This window comes from Pseudonocardia wallangbongensis (assembly GCF_054486945.1).
Genome location: NZ_JBRERS010000009.1, coordinates 159,655 through 174,333 on the forward strand (window position 1 = coordinate 159,655; position 14,679 = coordinate 174,333).

Here is a 14,679-nt window from a genome sequence, read left to right on the forward strand (position 1 = left end):
GGGACGACGGACGCCCGACGGTGACGCGGTGGTGGGGCGTGGGAGGATGGCGGGACCATGACTGTTGTGCCCGTCTCCGACGTCCGTCCGCGGCGACAGCTCCCCGAGGCCCCGCTCCTCGCGGCCGCGCGCGGGGACCGGCCGTCCCGCCTGCCGGTGTGGTTCATGCGCCAGGCCGGGCGTTCGCTGCCGGAGTACCGGGCCCTGCGGGCCGGCACCGGGATACTCCAGGCCTGCTTCACCCCCGACCTCGCCTGCGAGATCACGCTCCAGCCGGTGCGCAGGCACGGCGTGGACGCCGCGGTCCTGTTCAGCGACATCGTCGTGCCGCTGTACGCGGCGGGGGTCGCGGTGGACATCGTCGCGGGCACCGGGCCCGTCGTCGCCCACCCGGTGCGGGCGACGGCCGACGTCGAGCGGATCCCGCGGCTCTCGGCGGAGCAGGTCGCTCCGGTCACCGACACGATCGGCCTGCTGATCCCCGAGCTGGGTGACACCCCGTTGATCGGCTTCGCGGGTGCCCCCTTCACGCTCGCCTCCTACCTCGTCGAGGGCGGGCCGAGTCGCAACCACGAGCGCACCAAGGCCCTGATGCGCTCGGCGCCGGACGTGTGGCACGCGCTGATGGGCCGGCTCGCCGAGATCACCGGCACGTTCTTGCGCGCGCAGGTGGCGGCCGGCGTCGACGCGGTGCAGCTGTTCGACTCGTGGGCGGGGGCGCTGTCCGAGCGCGACTACCGCGAGTACGTCCTGCCGTACTCCACGCGGGTGCTGGAGGGTGTGGCCGGCACCGGCGTGCCGCGCATCCACTTCGGGGTGGGCACCGGCGAGCTGCTCGGCGCGATGGCCGAGGCGGGCGCCGACGTCGTGGGCGTCGACTGGCGGGTGCCGCTGGACGAGGCCGCGCGCCGCACCGGCGGCCGCGTCGCGGTGCAGGGCAACCTCGACCCGGCGGTCCTGTTCGCGGACCGCGCGTCCGTCGAATCCGAGGCCCGCCGGATCGCCACCGAGGGCCGCCTCGCCCCCGGGCACGTGTTCAACCTCGGGCACGGGGTGCTGCCGGACACCGACCCCGACGCCCTCACCCGGCTCGTCGAGCTGGTGCACACGCTGCAACCGTGACCTGTCGCGTTGCCGTGGTCGGCGGCGGGATCTCGGGCTTCGCCGCGGCACACCGGCTGCGCGCCCTCCTCGGCCCGGACGCCGGGATCGTGGTGCTCGAGCAGCGTGACCGCGTCGGCGGCGTGCTGCACACCGTGGATGTCGCCGGGGTGCCGTTCGACGTCGGGGCCGAAGCCTTCCTCGCCCGCAGGCCGGAGGTGCCCGCGCTGCTCGCCGAGCTCGGGCTGAGCGGCACGTTGGTGCACCCGACCGCGGCCGCGGCGTCGGTCCGGGCCGCCGGTCGCACGGGGCCGTTGCCGCCCGGCACCCTGCTGGGCGTCCCCACCAGCGCTGCCCGGCTCGACGGGCTGCTGTCGGCCGCCGGGCTCGCCGCGGTCGCCGCCGAGCCGGACCGCCCGCTCTCCTGGGAGCCGGGCGACGATGTGGCGCTGGGCGGGCTGCTCCGCGACCGCTTCGGTGACGAGATCGCCGACCGCCTCGCCGACCCGCTCCTCGGCGGCGTCTACGCGGGCCGCGTCGACGCGCTCGGCCTGCGGGCCACCGTGCCCACGCTCGCCGCCGCTCTCGACGCCGGTGCGCCGTCCCTGACCGCCGCCGCTGACCGGGCCGCCCCGCCGGCCGCGAGCCGCGACGTGGGCGGGGGCGAGCCGCGGCGCGGGCAGCCCGTGTTCGGGGCCGTGCGCGGCGGCTACCGGGTGCTGCTCGACGCCCTCGCCGCCGCCTCCGGCGCGCAGGTGCGGCTGCGCACCACCGTGCGGGAGCTGCAGCGCACCGACGGCGGCTGGCGGCTCGTGCTCGGGCCCACCACCGCCCCCGAAGCGCTCGACGTCGACGCGGTCGTCCTCGCCGTCCCGGCCCCGGCGGCAGCCCGGCTGCTGGCCGGAGTGGCCCCGGTGGCGGCGCGCGCGGCGGGGGAGATCGAGCTCGCGTCGTCGGTGGTGGTCGCGCTGGCCTTCCGGGCCGAGGACGCCGCGCCGCTGCCGCCGACGTCGGGCGTGCTCGTGGCGGCGGACGAGCCGCTGGCCGTCAAGGCGTTCACCCACTCCTCGAACAAGTGGGCCCACCTCGCCGAGGGCGGGCTCGTGCGGCTGCGGGCGTCGTTGGGGCGCTTCGGGGAGGCCGCCACCCTCCAGGTGGAGGACGCCGAGCTCGTCGCCCGCGCCCGGGCCGACCTGGGTGCGCTCGGCGGGGTCACCGCGGCGCCGGTGGCCACGCACGTCCAGCGGTGGGGTGGTGGGCTGCCGCAGTACGGGGTGGGCCACCTGGACCGGGTCCGGGCGATCGAGGAGGGCCTGCCCGCGGGCCTCGCGGTCGCCGGCTCGGCCCTGCACGGCGTCGGCGTCCCGGCGTGCGTGGCCACGGCCCGGGCGGCGGCGGAGCGAGTGGTAGGCATCCTTTCGCCCTGACCGCACATACCGTCTGGTCTCCGCACACATGTCGGGGCATGTGTGCCGCACTGTGGCGGTGTGTGCGGCTGTCTACTGCACATCCGCGTCCGGCGGCGGTAGCTGGACCGTCCGTTGTGGCTCGACCGCGGCGACACCGGCCACGCCGCCGAGCACGTGGACGTGCTGGGCCTCCACCGAGCCGGTGATCACGCCGATCGGGCGCAGCACCTGCTCGACGTGCAGGCCGCCGCTCTCCAGGGCGGCGACGACCTCGTCGATCCGGTCGATCGCATCGTCCGCGACGGAGATCGTGACCTTCTCGGGCACGGCGGATCCCCTCAGGCTCCGGGGGCCCGGACCAGCCCGGACCCGACGTCGCTCGCCGGCAGCGGCAGCCGCTGCGCGGCCTGCACGAGCTGGGCCCACAGCTCCTGGCCGGTGGCTCCCGTCCGCTGTGACCACAGTGCGGCGATACCCGCGACGTGCGGGGTGGCCATGCTGGTGCCGGAGATCGTGTTCGTCCCCTCGGGCTGCGGCCAGGACGAGTACACGTCGACTCCGGGGGCCGCGATGTCGACCTGCCCGCCTTCGACGGTGGAGCTCGCGGCGGAGAAGTCGGCGATCGCCAACGCGCTGTCCACCGCGGCGACGGCCATGATCGACGGGCTGTTGGCCGGCACCCCCACGAAGCCCGGGTCGCCCGCGCCGCGGCGGGCGTTGTTGCCGGCGGCGGCCACGACGAGGGCGCCCGCGGCGAGGGCGCGACGGCCTGCCGTCTCGTAGGCCGTGGAGACCTCCCGGACGTCGGCGCCGAGCGACATCGAGATCACGCGGGCACCCGCGGAGATCGCCCAGTTGATGCCGGCGAGGATGTCGGCGTCGGTGCCGGACCCGTCGTCGCCCAGCACCTTGCCGACGAGGATCCGCGCCTCGTGCGCGATCCCGTAGCGCCGCCCGGTGCCCGGGGCGAGCGCCCCGCAGGCCGTCCCGGTGACGTGGGTGCCGTGCCCCTGCACGTCCTGGGCGGCCTGGCCCTCGACGAACGACCTGGACTCGATGTCGCGCCCGGCGAAGTCGGGGTGCTCGAGGTCCAGCCCGGTGTCGAGCACGGCGACGGTGACGCCCGCGCCGGTCTCCGGGGACTCGGCGACGCCGGTGGCCTGCAGGCCCCAGGTCAGCTTGTCGGTGTCACCGAACTGCGCGGCCGTCACGGCGCCCGCCTCGGCGACCCGGGAGTGCAGGAACTGCGCGGCGTCGCGGAAGCCGCGCAGGTACTCCTCGGAGAGGGACCCGCCGATCGCGTGCCGCACGCGCTCCGGCTCGACGCCCAGGAGCCGGCGGTCGGTGCGCGCGGTGGCCAGCTGCTCCCCGGAGAGGTCCACGACGGCGACGCCGAGCTCGGCGAAGAACGTCGGACGGACCGGCCCGTCGAGGTGGTCCTCGTCGCGGGTGCTCGCGACCTCCTCGCCGCAGAGCTCCCGCACCGCCGCGCGGGCGCGGTCGTCGTCGTCACCCAGCAGGTCCTCGTGCAGCACCAGCAGGTAGCGCCCGGTCAGTTCGGACCCGAGGTTTTGCCGCACTCGTACCCTCCCGATCGCTCGTAGGGGTCACATGGTGCCCGGGTCCCGCGTTCCGGGCACCTCGGGGCCGATCACCCTGCGACGGAGAGCGACGCGCTGCGCACCCCGTCGTCGGTGACCGCTCCCAGCACGGCCGTCGCGAGGTCCGCGCGGGTCATCGAGTAGGAGCCGCGCACGTTGCCCCCGACCCGGCGGCGGATCCGGCCGGTGGCCGGCCGGTCGGTGAGCCGCGGGGGCAGCACGATCGTCCAGTCCAGGCCGCTCGCGCGGACGACGTCCTCCATCGCCGACCGCACACCCCGGAGGTCCTGCTCGCGGGCTCGCGGAGCTGGCTCGCCGGCTCGTCGGGACCGTGCTCGGCGCCACCCTCGGCGGCGCGGGCGGCTGAGGCCGTGCGTGGCAGGATGGACGCGTGGCACGCCTGGACTACGCAGAGCTGAACAGCGCCATCCGCTACGCGATGTGGTCGGTCTTCCGGGTCGAACCCGGCCGGCTGGGCGACGACCGCGCCGCCGTGGCGAGCCAGCTCGGCGACTTCCTCGACGCGCTGGACGGCAAGGGCGTCACCGTACGCGGCGTGTACGACCTCGCGGGCCTGCGCGCCGACGCCGACTACATGATCTGGTGGCACGCCGACAACATCGAGGCCCTCCAGGCCGCCTACGCCGACCTGCGCCGCACCACCGCGCTCGGCCGGGCGAGCACCCCGGTGTGGAGCCAGGTGGCCCTGCACCGGCCCGCCGAGTTCAACAAGAGCCACCTCCCGGCGTTCATCGCGGGGGAGGAGCCGCGGCGCTACATCTGCGTGTACCCGTTCGTCCGCTCCTACGAGTGGTACCTGCTGCCCGACGAGGAGCGGCGCCGGATGCTCGCCGAGCACGGCATGGAGGCCCGCGACTACCCGGACGTCCGCGCCAACACCGTGCCGGCGTTCGCACTCGGCGACTACGAGTGGATCCTCGCGTTCGAGGCCGACGACCTCGACCGGATCGTCGACCTGATGCGCCACCTGCGGGCCACCGACGCCCGCCGGCACGTCCGCGAGGAGACGCCGTTCTACACCGGGCCGCGGGTGCAGCCGGGGGACCTGGTCGCCACGCTGCCGTGAAGCGAGTAGCGCTGAATCAGCGCTACTCGGTACGCTGTGAGCATGGCGACGATCCAGATCCGCGATGTTCCGAACGACGCCTACGAGGCGCTTCGCGAGCAGGCGCGGGCCGCGGGTCAGTCGCTTCAGGCGTACATGCGGGAACGCGTGGTCGACATGGCCTGGATGCAGGCCCGCCGTGCCGAGATCTTCGCAGAGTTGAACTCGGCGCTGGCGAAGGACCGGGGATCCGGTATCCGCACGGAGGACATCCTCGCTGACCTCGACGAGACGCGTCGGTCTTGAGGGAGGTCGTGCTGGACGCGTCGGCCGCGGTGCGCGTGTTGGCGCCGGCCGATGACGCCGAGTTCGCGCTCCAGGCCCGCCTGCTGGGGGAGCGATGCGTCGCTCCGCACCTCATCGACGCGGAGGTCGGCCACGTCCTGCGCAGGCGTGTCGCGGCCGGGGCCATCGAAGCACCCAATGCCGAGGCTGCGCTGATCTCGCTGACTGCGCTGGTCGTGGAGCGCTACCCGCACGGCGCGTTGGCGAGAGCGGCATGGGGCCTGCGCCGCAACTTCTCCTACTACGACGCCCTGTACGCGGCTCTGGCCGCTCGGCTCCGCGCACCGCTGCTCACCGCGGACAAGCGGCTCGCGAACGCCCCCGGCCTGCCGTGCGAGGTCGAGGTGATCAGCTAGACGGCTCCAGCCGCAGCGAGATGGAGTTGATGCAGTACCGGAGGTCGGTGGGCGTGGCGTAACCCTCGCCCTCGAAAACGTGGCCCAGGTGGCTGTGGCAGCTGGCGCACACCACCTCGACCCGGCGCATGCCGAGGCTGGTGTCCACGTGCTCGATCACGGCGTCGCCCGCGAGCGGGGTGAAGAACGACGGCCAGCCGCAGTGCGACTCGAACTTGGTGTCCGAGCGGAACAGCTCGGCACCGCACGCGCGGCAGGAGTAGACGCCATCGGTCTTCGTGTCGGTGTACTCGCCGGTGAACGGCCGCTCGGTGCCGGCCTGGCGCAGGACCTGGTACTCGGCGGGGGTGAGCTCGGCACGCCACTCGGCATCGGACTTGACGACCTTCGGGGCGGGCTCGGTGGCGGGATCCATGCTTCCCAGACTATGTCCGCGGCGCGGGCGGTGCACCGAACCGGCGGCCGCGTCCTAGAGCAGCGTCGTCAGCATGAAGGCCAGCGCCTCCCACACCACGAACGCCACGCCGAGGAGCATCAGCACGACCACCAGCACCGCGGCCCACCGCCGCCCGCCCTGGGCGCGGTTGGCGGAGTCGGCGAAGTCGCGGACGCCGTCGAGGTAGCCCTCCACCGTGAAGGCGGGGCGCTGGCTCTGCATGCGGTCCAGGTGGTCGGCGAAGGCCTGGGCCTCCGGATCGTCGGGGTCCAACCCGAGCAGCTCGTCGTCGAACTGTCGGGATCGGCCCGGACGGTCCGGTTCGTGGAGATCGGGCATCTCGTGCAGGGTAACGGGTAGCGTCCGCACTCGTGGCGAGCAAGAGCGCGGCGGTGCTGCTGTCGGTCCCCGGCCCGGACGGCGACCGCGAGGTGCGCCTCACCAGCCCGGACAAGGTGTACTTCCCGGAGCGGGGGATCACCAAGGGCGAGGTCGTCGAGTACTACCGGGCGGTGGCGGAGCCGCTGCTGGGCGTGCTGCGCGAGCGGCCGACGAACCTCAAGCGGTACCCGGACGGCGTCGACGGCGAGTCGTTCTTCGCCAAACGGCTGCCGAAGGGCGCCCCGCCGTACGTCGAGACGGCCCGCGTGACGTTCCCGAGCGGACGCACCGCCGACTCGCTGTGCCCCACGGAACAGGCGGTGCTGCTCTGGGCGGCCAACATGGGCACGCTCGACTTCCACCCGTGGCCCGTCCGGCGTGCCGACACCGACCGCCCCGACGAGCTGCGCATCGACCTCGACCCGCAGCCGGGCACCGACTTCGCCGACGCCGTGGCCGTCGCGGCGGTCCTGCACGAGGTGCTCGACGAGGCGGGGCTCGTCGGCCGGCCCAAGACGTCCGGCGGGCGCGGCGTGCACGTGTTCTGCCGCATCCGCCCGGAGTGGGACTTCGTGGCCGTCCGGCACGCCGTGATCGCGATCGCCCGGCGGGTCGCCGAGCGGTCACCGGATGAGGCCACCGTCGCGTGGTGGAAGGAGGAGCGCGGCGAGCGCGTGTTCCTCGACTACAACCAGGCCGCCCGCGACCGGACCGTCGCCTCGGCGTGGTCGGTGCGGGGACGTCCGCGGGCCACGGTGTCCATGCCGGTGACGTGGGAGACCCTGCCCGACGTCGAGCCGGAGGACTTCGACGTGCGCACCGTGCCCGGGCTCTACGCCGAGCACGGCGACCCGCACGCGGGCATGGACGAGGCGGTGGGCGGGCTGGAGACCGTTCTCGGCTGGTACGCCGCCGACGAGCGCGACCGCGGGCTGGGTGACCTGCCGTACCCGCCGGAGTACCCCAAGATGCCGGGCGAGCCGATGCGGGTGCAGCCCAGCCGGGCCCGGTCGCAGCCGGAACCCGGGTGACCGGCAGACCGCGCGATCAGCCTCGGATCGGACCGGGGACATCGTGCGGGAACCGCTTCACGTATCGGTGTGCGGGCACGTGGATGGGGCCGTGCGGGCCCTCGGCGACGTGGGCGAACGGGCCCTCGTCGACCCAGCCGTTCCGCTCGTAGAACCGGCGCGCCCGCGCGTTGCCGCCGACGACGGCGAGCCACGCCCGCTCGTGCCCGGCCGCCCGGACGAGGCGCTCAGCCTCCGCGAGCAGTGCGCCGGCCACCGCCGTTCCCCGGTGTTCCGTGGCCACGTAGACCTGCTCGACCTCGTCGCCGACGACCGCGCCAGCCCGTGCACAGCGTGGGGACGTCCCACTGGTGCGGCCCCAGGTCGGCGAGGAACGCGAGGAGGTCGACCCGCTCGGCGCGGGCGAGGTGCATGCAGCTCATCGCCGGCGAACGTTACTGCCGAGTCAGGCGGGCAGCCGGCGGGCGACCACGGGGATCACGATCGCGGCGGCCACCAGGTGCGTCGCCATCAGGAGCAGCTTGGTGGTCGTGGCGGCGTCGACGAGCACGTCCGGCACCAGGGAGAGCACGGTGAGCGCCACGGTGGTGCGGACCCAGGTGGTGCGCGGGTGCCGGGCGAACCGGCGCAGGCCCAGGGCGATGAGCAGGCCGATGACCGAGAACATGACGGTCAGGGTCGCGAACCCGGACGCCGGGATCGGCGCGCCGGCGAGCTCGACGCTGATCCCGACCGCCTGACCGGCGGCGGCGACGGCCGTGGTGGCGACACCGGCGACGACGGTGGCAGCGACCCCGTCCCGCAGGAGCGCTGCGGCGGTCGGGGCGGACGAGGTGGTGGTGGCGGTGGCGGTGATGGTGGCGGACATGGTGACCTCCGGTGCTGGGCCGACCGGCTCCGTGCCGGTCTCTTGCCAACTGAGACCCGCGACCCGGCCGGAACTCATCGCAGCCCGTCGGACTTGCCGGTGGTGCAGATCGGGTTCGGTGCCCTCCGGTAACACGGCGCACACGGGCGGCGACGTCCAGTGCGGGCCCTCGTGTATCTCAGGGCCCGCCCGGTGACTCCTGGTGGCCGATCGCCGGACGGTCGTCTGAGCGTCATGGAGCCAGACTGCTGTTCTGGACGCCCAAGGAACAGCGTTGTGGCTCCATAGTGCGATCTGGCCTCCGTGTGACCATGCCCGGCCATCGGGCACCAGCGGCGTCCACGGTCGCATGGCCGTCCGGCTCGGTAGAACCACGGATGCGGGCGGGGGCCGGAGTCAGCAGGATCAGTGCGTGCGCAGGATCGTGCTCCGGGTCGTGGCCGTGCTGGCCGGTGTCGCCGTCGTGGCGGTCGCGGCGGTGGCCGGGGCCGATGCATGGCGGGCCGGCGTCGCACGTCCGCAGCCCTGCGGTTCCCTGCTCGCCGAGCCGCGCGGTGAGCTGCGCGACGACGGCGACGTCCTCTCGCGCGCGTGGGCGGCCCTGACCGACCCGGACGTGGAGACGATCGGGGAGCTCGCAGGCTCGCGGTTCGTGCTGCCCCGGTCCTGCGTCCTGTTCGCGGGACGGTTCGGTGGGGTGGGTGACCCGCACGTCGTCGTCGCCGAGGCCACCGTCACCGGGTATCGCACCCTGTTCCGGATCGCCGAGGTGCAGCTGCGGGACGACGGTCCGGATCTGCGCGCGACGGCGGCGCACGCCCGGCTGCTCGGGTCGGAGCTGAAACGGGGGGTCGTCCTCCCGCTCAGCGGCTACTTCCTGGCCGGGGACGCGGACGTCGTGGCGGCGCGGGTGGCGACCGGTCGGGACGGGTTCCGCACGTGGGCCACCGCAGGTGCGATCGCCGACGGCGTGTTCAACCTCGGCGCCGTCACCGACCGCACGCTCGCCCCTGCGACCCAGGGCGAGGACGTCCCGGCCGTCGTCGTGCTGGATCGGGGCGGGTCGCAGGACCCGCGGGCCGCGATGGTGCCGGTCGTGCCTGCGCCGGCCGGCGGGCCGGTACACCGTCCGACGATCGCGCTGGCCGTCGACGGCGAGGCCGCGGTCGACGACGCGATCCTGCGCCGCATCGCGCCGGTGCTGCCCCTGCTGCCGGACGACCCCCGGTTCCTCGCCGCCCTCGACCGCTCCGTGCAGCCCACGACGTTGCTCGTCACCACCGCGGCCGACGGTGCCCGGGTGGAGGTGACCGTCGCGTACGGCTCCCCCCGCCCGGCCGTCCCGTCGTTCGCCTACCTCGTGCGCGACGGCATCGCCGAGCCGGTGCCTGCCCCGTGATCCCCTTGATGGACGGGAGAACCGCATGTTCGCAGCCACATCGTGGCGCGCCCTGGTCGTCGGCTCGGTCGTCTCGCTGACGGCGGCCTGCTCGGCCGGAGTGTCGGACGCGGGCGGAGCCGTGTTCGAGCAGACGCTGGCCCGGATCGACGGGCCGTTCGGCGGCTACCTGGAGTTCGTGGACCGCACCGCGCTCGAGGGTGCACCGCAGGCCTGGACCGCGCTGGCGTCCGGCTCGCTCCCGGGCGAGCTCGCCACGGTGCTCGGCGTCGACCCCGACGCCGCCGAGGCGCTCCTCGTTGCGGGGCAGCCGTCCCAGCGGGTCACGCTCGTCGTGGGTGGCCAGGACGAGGCGCGGATCCGCTCGAGCGCCACGGCCGCAGGCTGGACGGGCGAGGAGGAGCTGCAGACCGACCTCACGCCGGCCCTACCGCTGAGCATCAGCGCCGCGACGGTGCGCCCGCTCGGCGAGGACGTCGCGTTCGGCGGCCCGGCGGCACCGCTTGCGCGCGTCGACGGACCAGATCCCGGCCTCGCCGAGGACCCTGCAGTCCAGCAGATCGGCGGCTGCCTCGGGGACGTCGCGGTGGCGGTGGTCGCGGGCGGCGAGCTCGGGCCACTCCGTGCGGTAGGCCTGCGCCGCGTGCCGGGGGACGAGGCCGCGGCGACGAGCACCCTCTGCGTCACCGGGACCACCGCGGCGCAGGTCACCGAGGCCGTCGAGACCACCTCGCCGCGGGGCGCGGACCGGCCGTGGGTCGACTACCTGCGGGAGCCGCAGGTCGAGGAGCTGGACGGGGGCGTCGTCCGGCTCGTCGCCGGCAACGCGCCAGGGACGTCGATCGGGATGCTGCTCGAGGCGCTGCAGACCCGGGACCTGCCGGGCGTGCCCCGGTAGCGGTGTGGTCACCGCGCTCCGGACGCGACGGCGAGGCCGGCCCGGTCGCGCTCGACCTCGTTCCGGTACCCCGCCACCTCCCGCGCCTGCCGATCGGCGTCCCACCCGAGCAGCGGGGCGAGCAGGGCGGCGACGGCCGGGGCCGCCGGCAGCCCGGCGTCCGTGCGCTCGATCGCGAGGTGGGTGCGGCGGTGCAGCACGTCGGAGAGCGTGAGCGCGCCCTCGTGCGTGACGGCCCGCCGGAGCTCGACCGGCAGGTAGCCATCGGCTCCGGGAAGCGGGCGGCCCAGGGCGGGGTCGGCCCGGATCGGCGCGAGGACGTCGGGCAGCTCGTCGCCGTAGCGGTGCAGCATCCGGCGGACGTGCTCCACGGGCACCCCGTGCTCCTCGGCGAGCCGCGCCACCCGGTTGCCGACGGCCTGCCACCCGGCGGCCCCGACGAGCGGGAGGCCCGCGGTCGGGGACGGTGGGAGATCGGCGCCCAGGGCGCGGCCGGCGGCGTCGACGGCGTCGCGCGCCATCCGCCGGTAGGTCGTGTACTTGCCCCCGACGACCGTGACCATCCCGGCGGGCTCCTCGACCACGGTGTGGTCGCGGGACAGCGCCGACGTGGTGGCGGCATCCCGCGCGACCGGTGCGAGCAGCGGGCGCAGCCCGGCGAACGTGCCGAGCACGTCGTCGCGGGTCAGCGGGCGGGCGAGGTAGCGGTTGACGTTGCGCAGCAGGTAGTCGACGTCCTCCCGCTCGACGGTGGGTGCGCGGCGGTCGCCGTCGTAGGCGGTGTCGGTGGTGCCGAGCAGCCAGTGCCCGAACCACTTCCGCAGGATGATCACCGAGTCCTCGGCGCGGGCGAGGATGCCGGTCCGCGAGTCGAACGCTCCCTGGTCGACGAGCAGGTGCACCCCCTTGGCGGGGCGCACCGCGAACGTGGCCGGGCCGGCCATCGCCTGGATGTCGGCAGCCCACACCCCGGCCGCGTTGACCACGACCGACGCGGTGACGTCGAACCGGCTGCCGGACGCCGTGTCCTCGACGGTGACGCCGGTGACCCGCGGGCCGTCGCGGAGCACCTCCACCACGGGGGCGTGGCCGAGCACGACGGCCCCGTTCGCGGCGGCCGTGCGGGCGACGGCGAGCGTGTGCCGGGCGTCGTCCATGCGCCCGTCGTAGTACTGGAGCGCCCCGGTGACGACGCGCAGGTCGAGGCCGGGCGCCTCGCGGATCGTGCCGCGGCGGCTCAGGTGGCGGTGGTGTGGCACGCCGCCGCGCCCGCCGGTGCGCCCGGCCGCGGCCATCAGGTCGTAGAGCAGCACACCGGCGCCGATGTAGGGCCGCTGCCAGCGCCTCGTCAGCGGGAACAGGAACGGCTCGGGCGTGACGAGGTGCGGGGCGAGCGTGCGGACCATCAGGTCGCGTTCGTGCAGCGCCTCGGCGACGAGCGTGAAGTTCAGCTGCTCGAGGTAGCGCAGCCCGCCGTGCACCGTCTTGCCGGAGCGGGACGACGTGCCGGACGCCAGGTCACCGGCCTCGACCAGCACGACGGACAGGCCGCGGGCCGCGGCGTCGAGCGCCACACCGGCACCGGTGATCCCGCCACCGACGACCGCGACGTCGAACGAGCCGCCTTTCGCCGCCGCGAGCGCGGCCTCCCGGGCGGCGGGGGAGAGGTCGGCGGCCGTCATGACACCGGCACCCGCCGCGTGGCCCAGAACGGCCGCGCGGCCTGCACGTGGTCGAGGTAGCGGGCGTAGCCGTCGGCGTAGCGCGCCGCGACGGCGGGATCGGGTTCGACGACGTCCTCCGGTGCGGTCCAGGTCTCGGTATCGAGGTCCTCCCCGCGGGTGGCGGCCGCGGCGAGCACGGCGCCGCGCGCGCCGACCTCGGGGGTGCGGGCGAGCTCGAGCGGCACGCCGAGCACGTCGGCGAAGACCTGCAGCCACGGCCGGGACCGGGTGCCCCCGCCGCACGCGACGACCCTGGCCGCCCCGCCGGCGGCGTCGAAGCAGTGGCGCGCCGCGTACGCGAGGCCCTCGCACATGGCCCGCAGCAGGTCGTCGCGGGTGGTGGTCAACCGCACGCCGGTGACCTGCCCGGACGCGTGCGGGTCGACGAACGGGGCCCGCTCGCCGGACGTCGCGAAGTAGGGCAGCACCTCCACGCCGCCCGCGCCGGGCGGGCTGGTGGCGAGGGCCGCGTCGATCGCGTCGACGCCGAGGCGCAGCGTCTGCAGCATCCAGTCCATCGACGCCGTGCCGACCATCGCCGGCATCGCCCGCAGCCACCGCCCGGGCTCGCCCGTGGCGACCGAGAACCCGGCGGGATCGCCGTCGGTGGCGAGCCGGTCGACGTGGACCATGCAACCCAGCGTGGTGCCGACGATCAACAGCGCGTCGCCGACCGCGCGGACGCCGCCGCCGCGGGCGCAGGCGGGGAAGTCGAAGGGCCCGGAGCTGATCGGGGTGCCGGCGGGCAGCCCGAGCAGCCCGGCCCCGGCGTCGGAGAGCCCGGCCTGGGGGACCGGCACGGTGATCGGTGCGAGCAGGTCGCGGCGGTGGGCCAGCCCCATCGCCTCGAGGGCTTCGTCGCTGTAGCCGGTGCCGGTGCCGTCGCCGAAGGGCAGCGAGCTGTCGCTGGGGTCGGTGGCGCGCTCGCCGGTGAGCCGGGTGAACACGGCGTCCTTGCACGCGCCGGCCGTGGTGGCCCGGTCGAGGGCGGCGGGCTCGTGCGCGTCGAGCCAGGCGAGCAGCGGCCCGGGAGCGCCGGGGAAGACCGTGGTGCCGTTGGTGCGGAACACGCGCTCGGTCACCCCGTCGGCGTTCCACCGGCCCAGTAGCTCGCCCGCCCGGCCGTCCAGCCAGGAGAGCGCCGGGCGCACGGCCCGGCCGGCCGCGTCGGTGAGCCAGCAGCCGTCGCCCTGCCCAGTGATCGCGACGACGTGCGGAACCCGTCCGGCCGACACCTCCCGAGTGACGTCCGCGATCGCGGCGACGATCGCGTCGAGGTCCTGCTCCACGGCGTCGTCGGCGCCGTGGACGAGCTCGAGCGGGCGGCCCGCGACGGCCAGGGCCTCGCCCTCGTCGTCGAAGAGGGCGGCCTTCACCACCGACGTCCCGGCGTCGATGCCGAGCCAGGTGCGCGTCATGACCCGCTCGGGACCGTCTGACCGTAGGTGGTCAGCTTCTCGGCGACGCGCGCGATCTCGTCGTCGGGCAGGATGTTCGGCTGCCCGAGCAGCCTCGCCTGGTAGTACATCCGGCAGACCCACTCCAGGTAGATGCTGCGGGTGTAGGCCTTCGCCATGCTCTCGCCGTAGGTGGTGGCGCCGTGGTTCGCCAGGATGGCGCCGAAGCGGCCCTTCATCGCCTCCACGCTGTTGTCGGCCAGCTCCGGGCTGCCGAACGTCGCGTACGGCGCCACGCGGACCGGCCCGCCGAGCAGCGCGACCATGTAGTGGATCGCCGGCAGCTCGTCGACCACCGCGGAGAGCGTGCTGGCGTAGAGCGGGTGGGTGTGCACGACCGCCTTCGCGTCGGTGCTCGTGTACACCGACGTGTGCATCGGGACCTCGGACGACGGTTCCAGGCCGTCCTCGACGGAGTTGCCGTCCAGGTCGATCACGCAGATCGACTCGGGGGTGAGGTCCTCGTACGCCGCGCCGCTCGGGGTGATCGCGATGTGGTCCCCGGAGCGGATCGACAGGTTGCCCGAGGTGCCGACGGTGAGCTGGTCGGCCTGCATCCGGCGGCAGTACTCCACCAACTGGACGCGTTCGTCGTGCAGGAGCATGG

17 protein-coding genes and 1 pseudogene are annotated in these 14,679 nt (G+C 74.9%); 8 read left to right on the plus strand and 10 right to left on the minus strand.

Going from position 1 to position 14,679, the window contains the following annotated elements:
- The first annotated feature begins 57 nt into the window (after window positions 1–57).
- On the plus strand, window positions 58–1,122 hold the full coding sequence (gene hemE / locus ACU436_RS28955) for a uroporphyrinogen decarboxylase (RefSeq protein WP_459030138.1): 1,065 nt from the start codon (window positions 58–60) through the stop codon (window positions 1,120–1,122).
- The gene (locus tag ACU436_RS28960) at window positions 1,119–2,528 is read left to right on the plus strand and encodes a protoporphyrinogen oxidase (RefSeq protein WP_459030139.1); all 1,410 of its coding nucleotides are present in this window, start codon (window positions 1,119–1,121) and stop codon (window positions 2,526–2,528) included. The genes hemE and ACU436_RS28960 overlap by 4 nt, the downstream gene beginning before the upstream one ends.
- 72 nt (window positions 2,529–2,600) lie before the next feature.
- Here ACU436_RS28960 and ACU436_RS28965 read toward each other — a convergent pair whose 3' ends face one another.
- From ACU436_RS28965 to ACU436_RS28975, 3 genes are all read right to left on the minus strand, one after another.
- Window positions 2,601–2,837, minus strand: a complete 237-nt coding sequence (locus ACU436_RS28965) for a hypothetical protein (protein ID WP_459030140.1) — start codon at window positions 2,835–2,837, stop codon at window positions 2,601–2,603.
- Between the two features lie 11 nt (window positions 2,838–2,848).
- Entirely contained in the window at window positions 2,849–4,090 is a 1,242-nt protein-coding gene (locus ACU436_RS28970; RefSeq protein WP_459030141.1) for a S8 family serine peptidase, read from the minus strand.
- A 71-nt stretch (window positions 4,091–4,161) separates the two neighbouring features.
- On the minus strand, window positions 4,162–4,374 hold the full coding sequence (locus ACU436_RS28975; RefSeq protein ID WP_459030142.1) for an NAD(P)H-binding protein: 213 nt from the start codon (window positions 4,372–4,374) through the stop codon (window positions 4,162–4,164).
- Window positions 4,375–4,502: 128 nt separating this feature from the next.
- Here ACU436_RS28975 and hemQ point away from each other — a divergent pair, with 128 nt between their 5' ends.
- The 3 genes from hemQ to ACU436_RS28990 are packed head-to-tail and all read left to right on the plus strand — an operon-like array spanning window position 4,503 to window position 5,878.
- The gene (gene hemQ, locus ACU436_RS28980; protein WP_459030143.1) at window positions 4,503–5,198 is read left to right on the plus strand and encodes a hydrogen peroxide-dependent heme synthase; all 696 of its coding nucleotides are present in this window, start codon (window positions 4,503–4,505) and stop codon (window positions 5,196–5,198) included.
- A gap of 42 nt (window positions 5,199–5,240) precedes the next feature.
- The gene (locus ACU436_RS28985) at window positions 5,241–5,483 is read left to right on the plus strand and encodes a FitA-like ribbon-helix-helix domain-containing protein (RefSeq protein ID WP_459030144.1); all 243 of its coding nucleotides are present in this window, start codon (window positions 5,241–5,243) and stop codon (window positions 5,481–5,483) included.
- The gene (locus tag ACU436_RS28990) at window positions 5,480–5,878 is read left to right on the plus strand and encodes a type II toxin-antitoxin system VapC family toxin (RefSeq protein WP_459030145.1); all 399 of its coding nucleotides are present in this window, start codon (window positions 5,480–5,482) and stop codon (window positions 5,876–5,878) included. Before ACU436_RS28985 ends, ACU436_RS28990 begins: the two co-directional genes overlap by 4 nt.
- Here the strand turns inward: ACU436_RS28990 and msrB are convergent.
- A complete protein-coding gene (msrB, locus tag ACU436_RS28995; RefSeq protein WP_459030146.1) occupies window positions 5,871–6,293 on the minus strand; it encodes a peptide-methionine (R)-S-oxide reductase MsrB in 423 nt (140 codons plus the stop codon). The two genes, ACU436_RS28990 and msrB, sit on opposite strands and share 8 nt — an antisense overlap.
- A gap of 54 nt (window positions 6,294–6,347) precedes the next feature.
- A complete protein-coding gene (locus tag ACU436_RS29000) occupies window positions 6,348–6,653 on the minus strand; it encodes a hypothetical protein (RefSeq protein WP_459030147.1) in 306 nt (101 codons plus the stop codon).
- Between the two features lie 32 nt (window positions 6,654–6,685).
- Between ACU436_RS29000 and ligD the strand changes: the two genes are divergently transcribed.
- A complete protein-coding gene (ligD, locus tag ACU436_RS29005; RefSeq protein WP_459030148.1) occupies window positions 6,686–7,726 on the plus strand; it encodes a non-homologous end-joining DNA ligase in 1,041 nt (346 codons plus the stop codon).
- 16 nt (window positions 7,727–7,742) lie between these two features.
- Here the strand turns inward: ligD and ACU436_RS29010 are convergent.
- Together ACU436_RS29010 and ACU436_RS29015 are read right to left on the minus strand one after the other, a co-directional pair.
- Window positions 7,743–8,018: pseudogene (locus ACU436_RS29010) on the minus strand (GNAT family N-acetyltransferase); the annotation flags it as partial.
- A gap of 153 nt (window positions 8,019–8,171) precedes the next feature.
- Complete coding sequence (locus ACU436_RS29015; protein WP_459030149.1) at window positions 8,172–8,594, minus strand: DUF6069 family protein; 423 nt, start codon at window positions 8,592–8,594, stop codon at window positions 8,172–8,174.
- 412 nt (window positions 8,595–9,006) lie between these two features.
- On the opposite strand from ACU436_RS29015, the gene ACU436_RS29020 reads away from it, so the two are divergent.
- Window positions 9,007–9,993, plus strand: a complete 987-nt coding sequence (locus ACU436_RS29020; protein ID WP_459030150.1) for a hypothetical protein — start codon at window positions 9,007–9,009, stop codon at window positions 9,991–9,993.
- A gap of 25 nt (window positions 9,994–10,018) precedes the next feature.
- A complete protein-coding gene (locus ACU436_RS29025) occupies window positions 10,019–10,891 on the plus strand; it encodes a hypothetical protein (protein ID WP_459030151.1) in 873 nt (290 codons plus the stop codon).
- 8 nt (window positions 10,892–10,899) lie between these two features.
- Here ACU436_RS29025 and ACU436_RS29030 read toward each other — a convergent pair whose 3' ends face one another.
- The 3 genes from ACU436_RS29030 to ACU436_RS29040 are packed head-to-tail and all read right to left on the minus strand — an operon-like array spanning window position 10,900 to window position 14,677.
- Window positions 10,900–12,573 carry a glycerol-3-phosphate dehydrogenase/oxidase gene (locus ACU436_RS29030; RefSeq protein WP_459030152.1) on the minus strand — a complete coding sequence of 558 codons (1,674 nt, stop codon included), beginning with the start codon at window positions 12,571–12,573 and terminating at the stop codon, window positions 10,900–10,902.
- Window positions 12,570–14,033, minus strand: a complete 1,464-nt coding sequence (locus ACU436_RS29035; protein ID WP_459030153.1) for an FGGY family carbohydrate kinase — start codon at window positions 14,031–14,033, stop codon at window positions 12,570–12,572. The genes ACU436_RS29030 and ACU436_RS29035 overlap by 4 nt, the downstream gene beginning before the upstream one ends.
- Entirely contained in the window at window positions 14,030–14,677 is a 648-nt protein-coding gene (locus ACU436_RS29040) for a class II aldolase/adducin family protein (protein ID WP_459030154.1), read from the minus strand. Before ACU436_RS29040 ends, ACU436_RS29035 begins: the two co-directional genes overlap by 4 nt.
- Window positions 14,678–14,679: the final 2 nt, after the last annotated feature.

Bases quoted from the DNA above. Each gene is read 5' to 3' on its own strand.
- hemE (WP_459030138.1), top strand. From the start codon at position 58: ATGACTGTTGTGCCCGTCTCCGACGTCCGTCCGCGGCGACAGCTCCCC.
- ACU436_RS28975 (WP_459030142.1), bottom strand. From the start codon at position 4,374: ATGGAGGACGTCGTCCGCGCGAGCGGCCTGGACTGGACGATCGTGCTG.
- ACU436_RS28985 (WP_459030144.1), top strand. From the start codon at position 5,241: ATGGCGACGATCCAGATCCGCGATGTTCCGAACGACGCCTACGAGGCG.
- msrB (WP_459030146.1), bottom strand. From the start codon at position 6,293: ATGGATCCCGCCACCGAGCCCGCCCCGAAGGTCGTCAAGTCCGATGCC.
- ACU436_RS29000 (WP_459030147.1), bottom strand. From the start codon at position 6,653: ATGCCCGATCTCCACGAACCGGACCGTCCGGGCCGATCCCGACAGTTC.
- ACU436_RS29015 (WP_459030149.1), bottom strand. From the start codon at position 8,594: ATGTCCGCCACCATCACCGCCACCGCCACCACCACCTCGTCCGCCCCG.
- ACU436_RS29025 (WP_459030151.1), top strand. From the start codon at position 10,019: ATGTTCGCAGCCACATCGTGGCGCGCCCTGGTCGTCGGCTCGGTCGTC.
- ACU436_RS29030 (WP_459030152.1), bottom strand. From the start codon at position 12,573: ATGACGGCCGCCGACCTCTCCCCCGCCGCCCGGGAGGCCGCGCTCGCG.
- ACU436_RS29035 (WP_459030153.1), bottom strand. From the start codon at position 14,033: ATGACGCGCACCTGGCTCGGCATCGACGCCGGGACGTCGGTGGTGAAG.
- ACU436_RS29040 (WP_459030154.1), bottom strand. From the start codon at position 14,677: ATGCTCCTGCACGACGAACGCGTCCAGTTGGTGGAGTACTGCCGCCGG.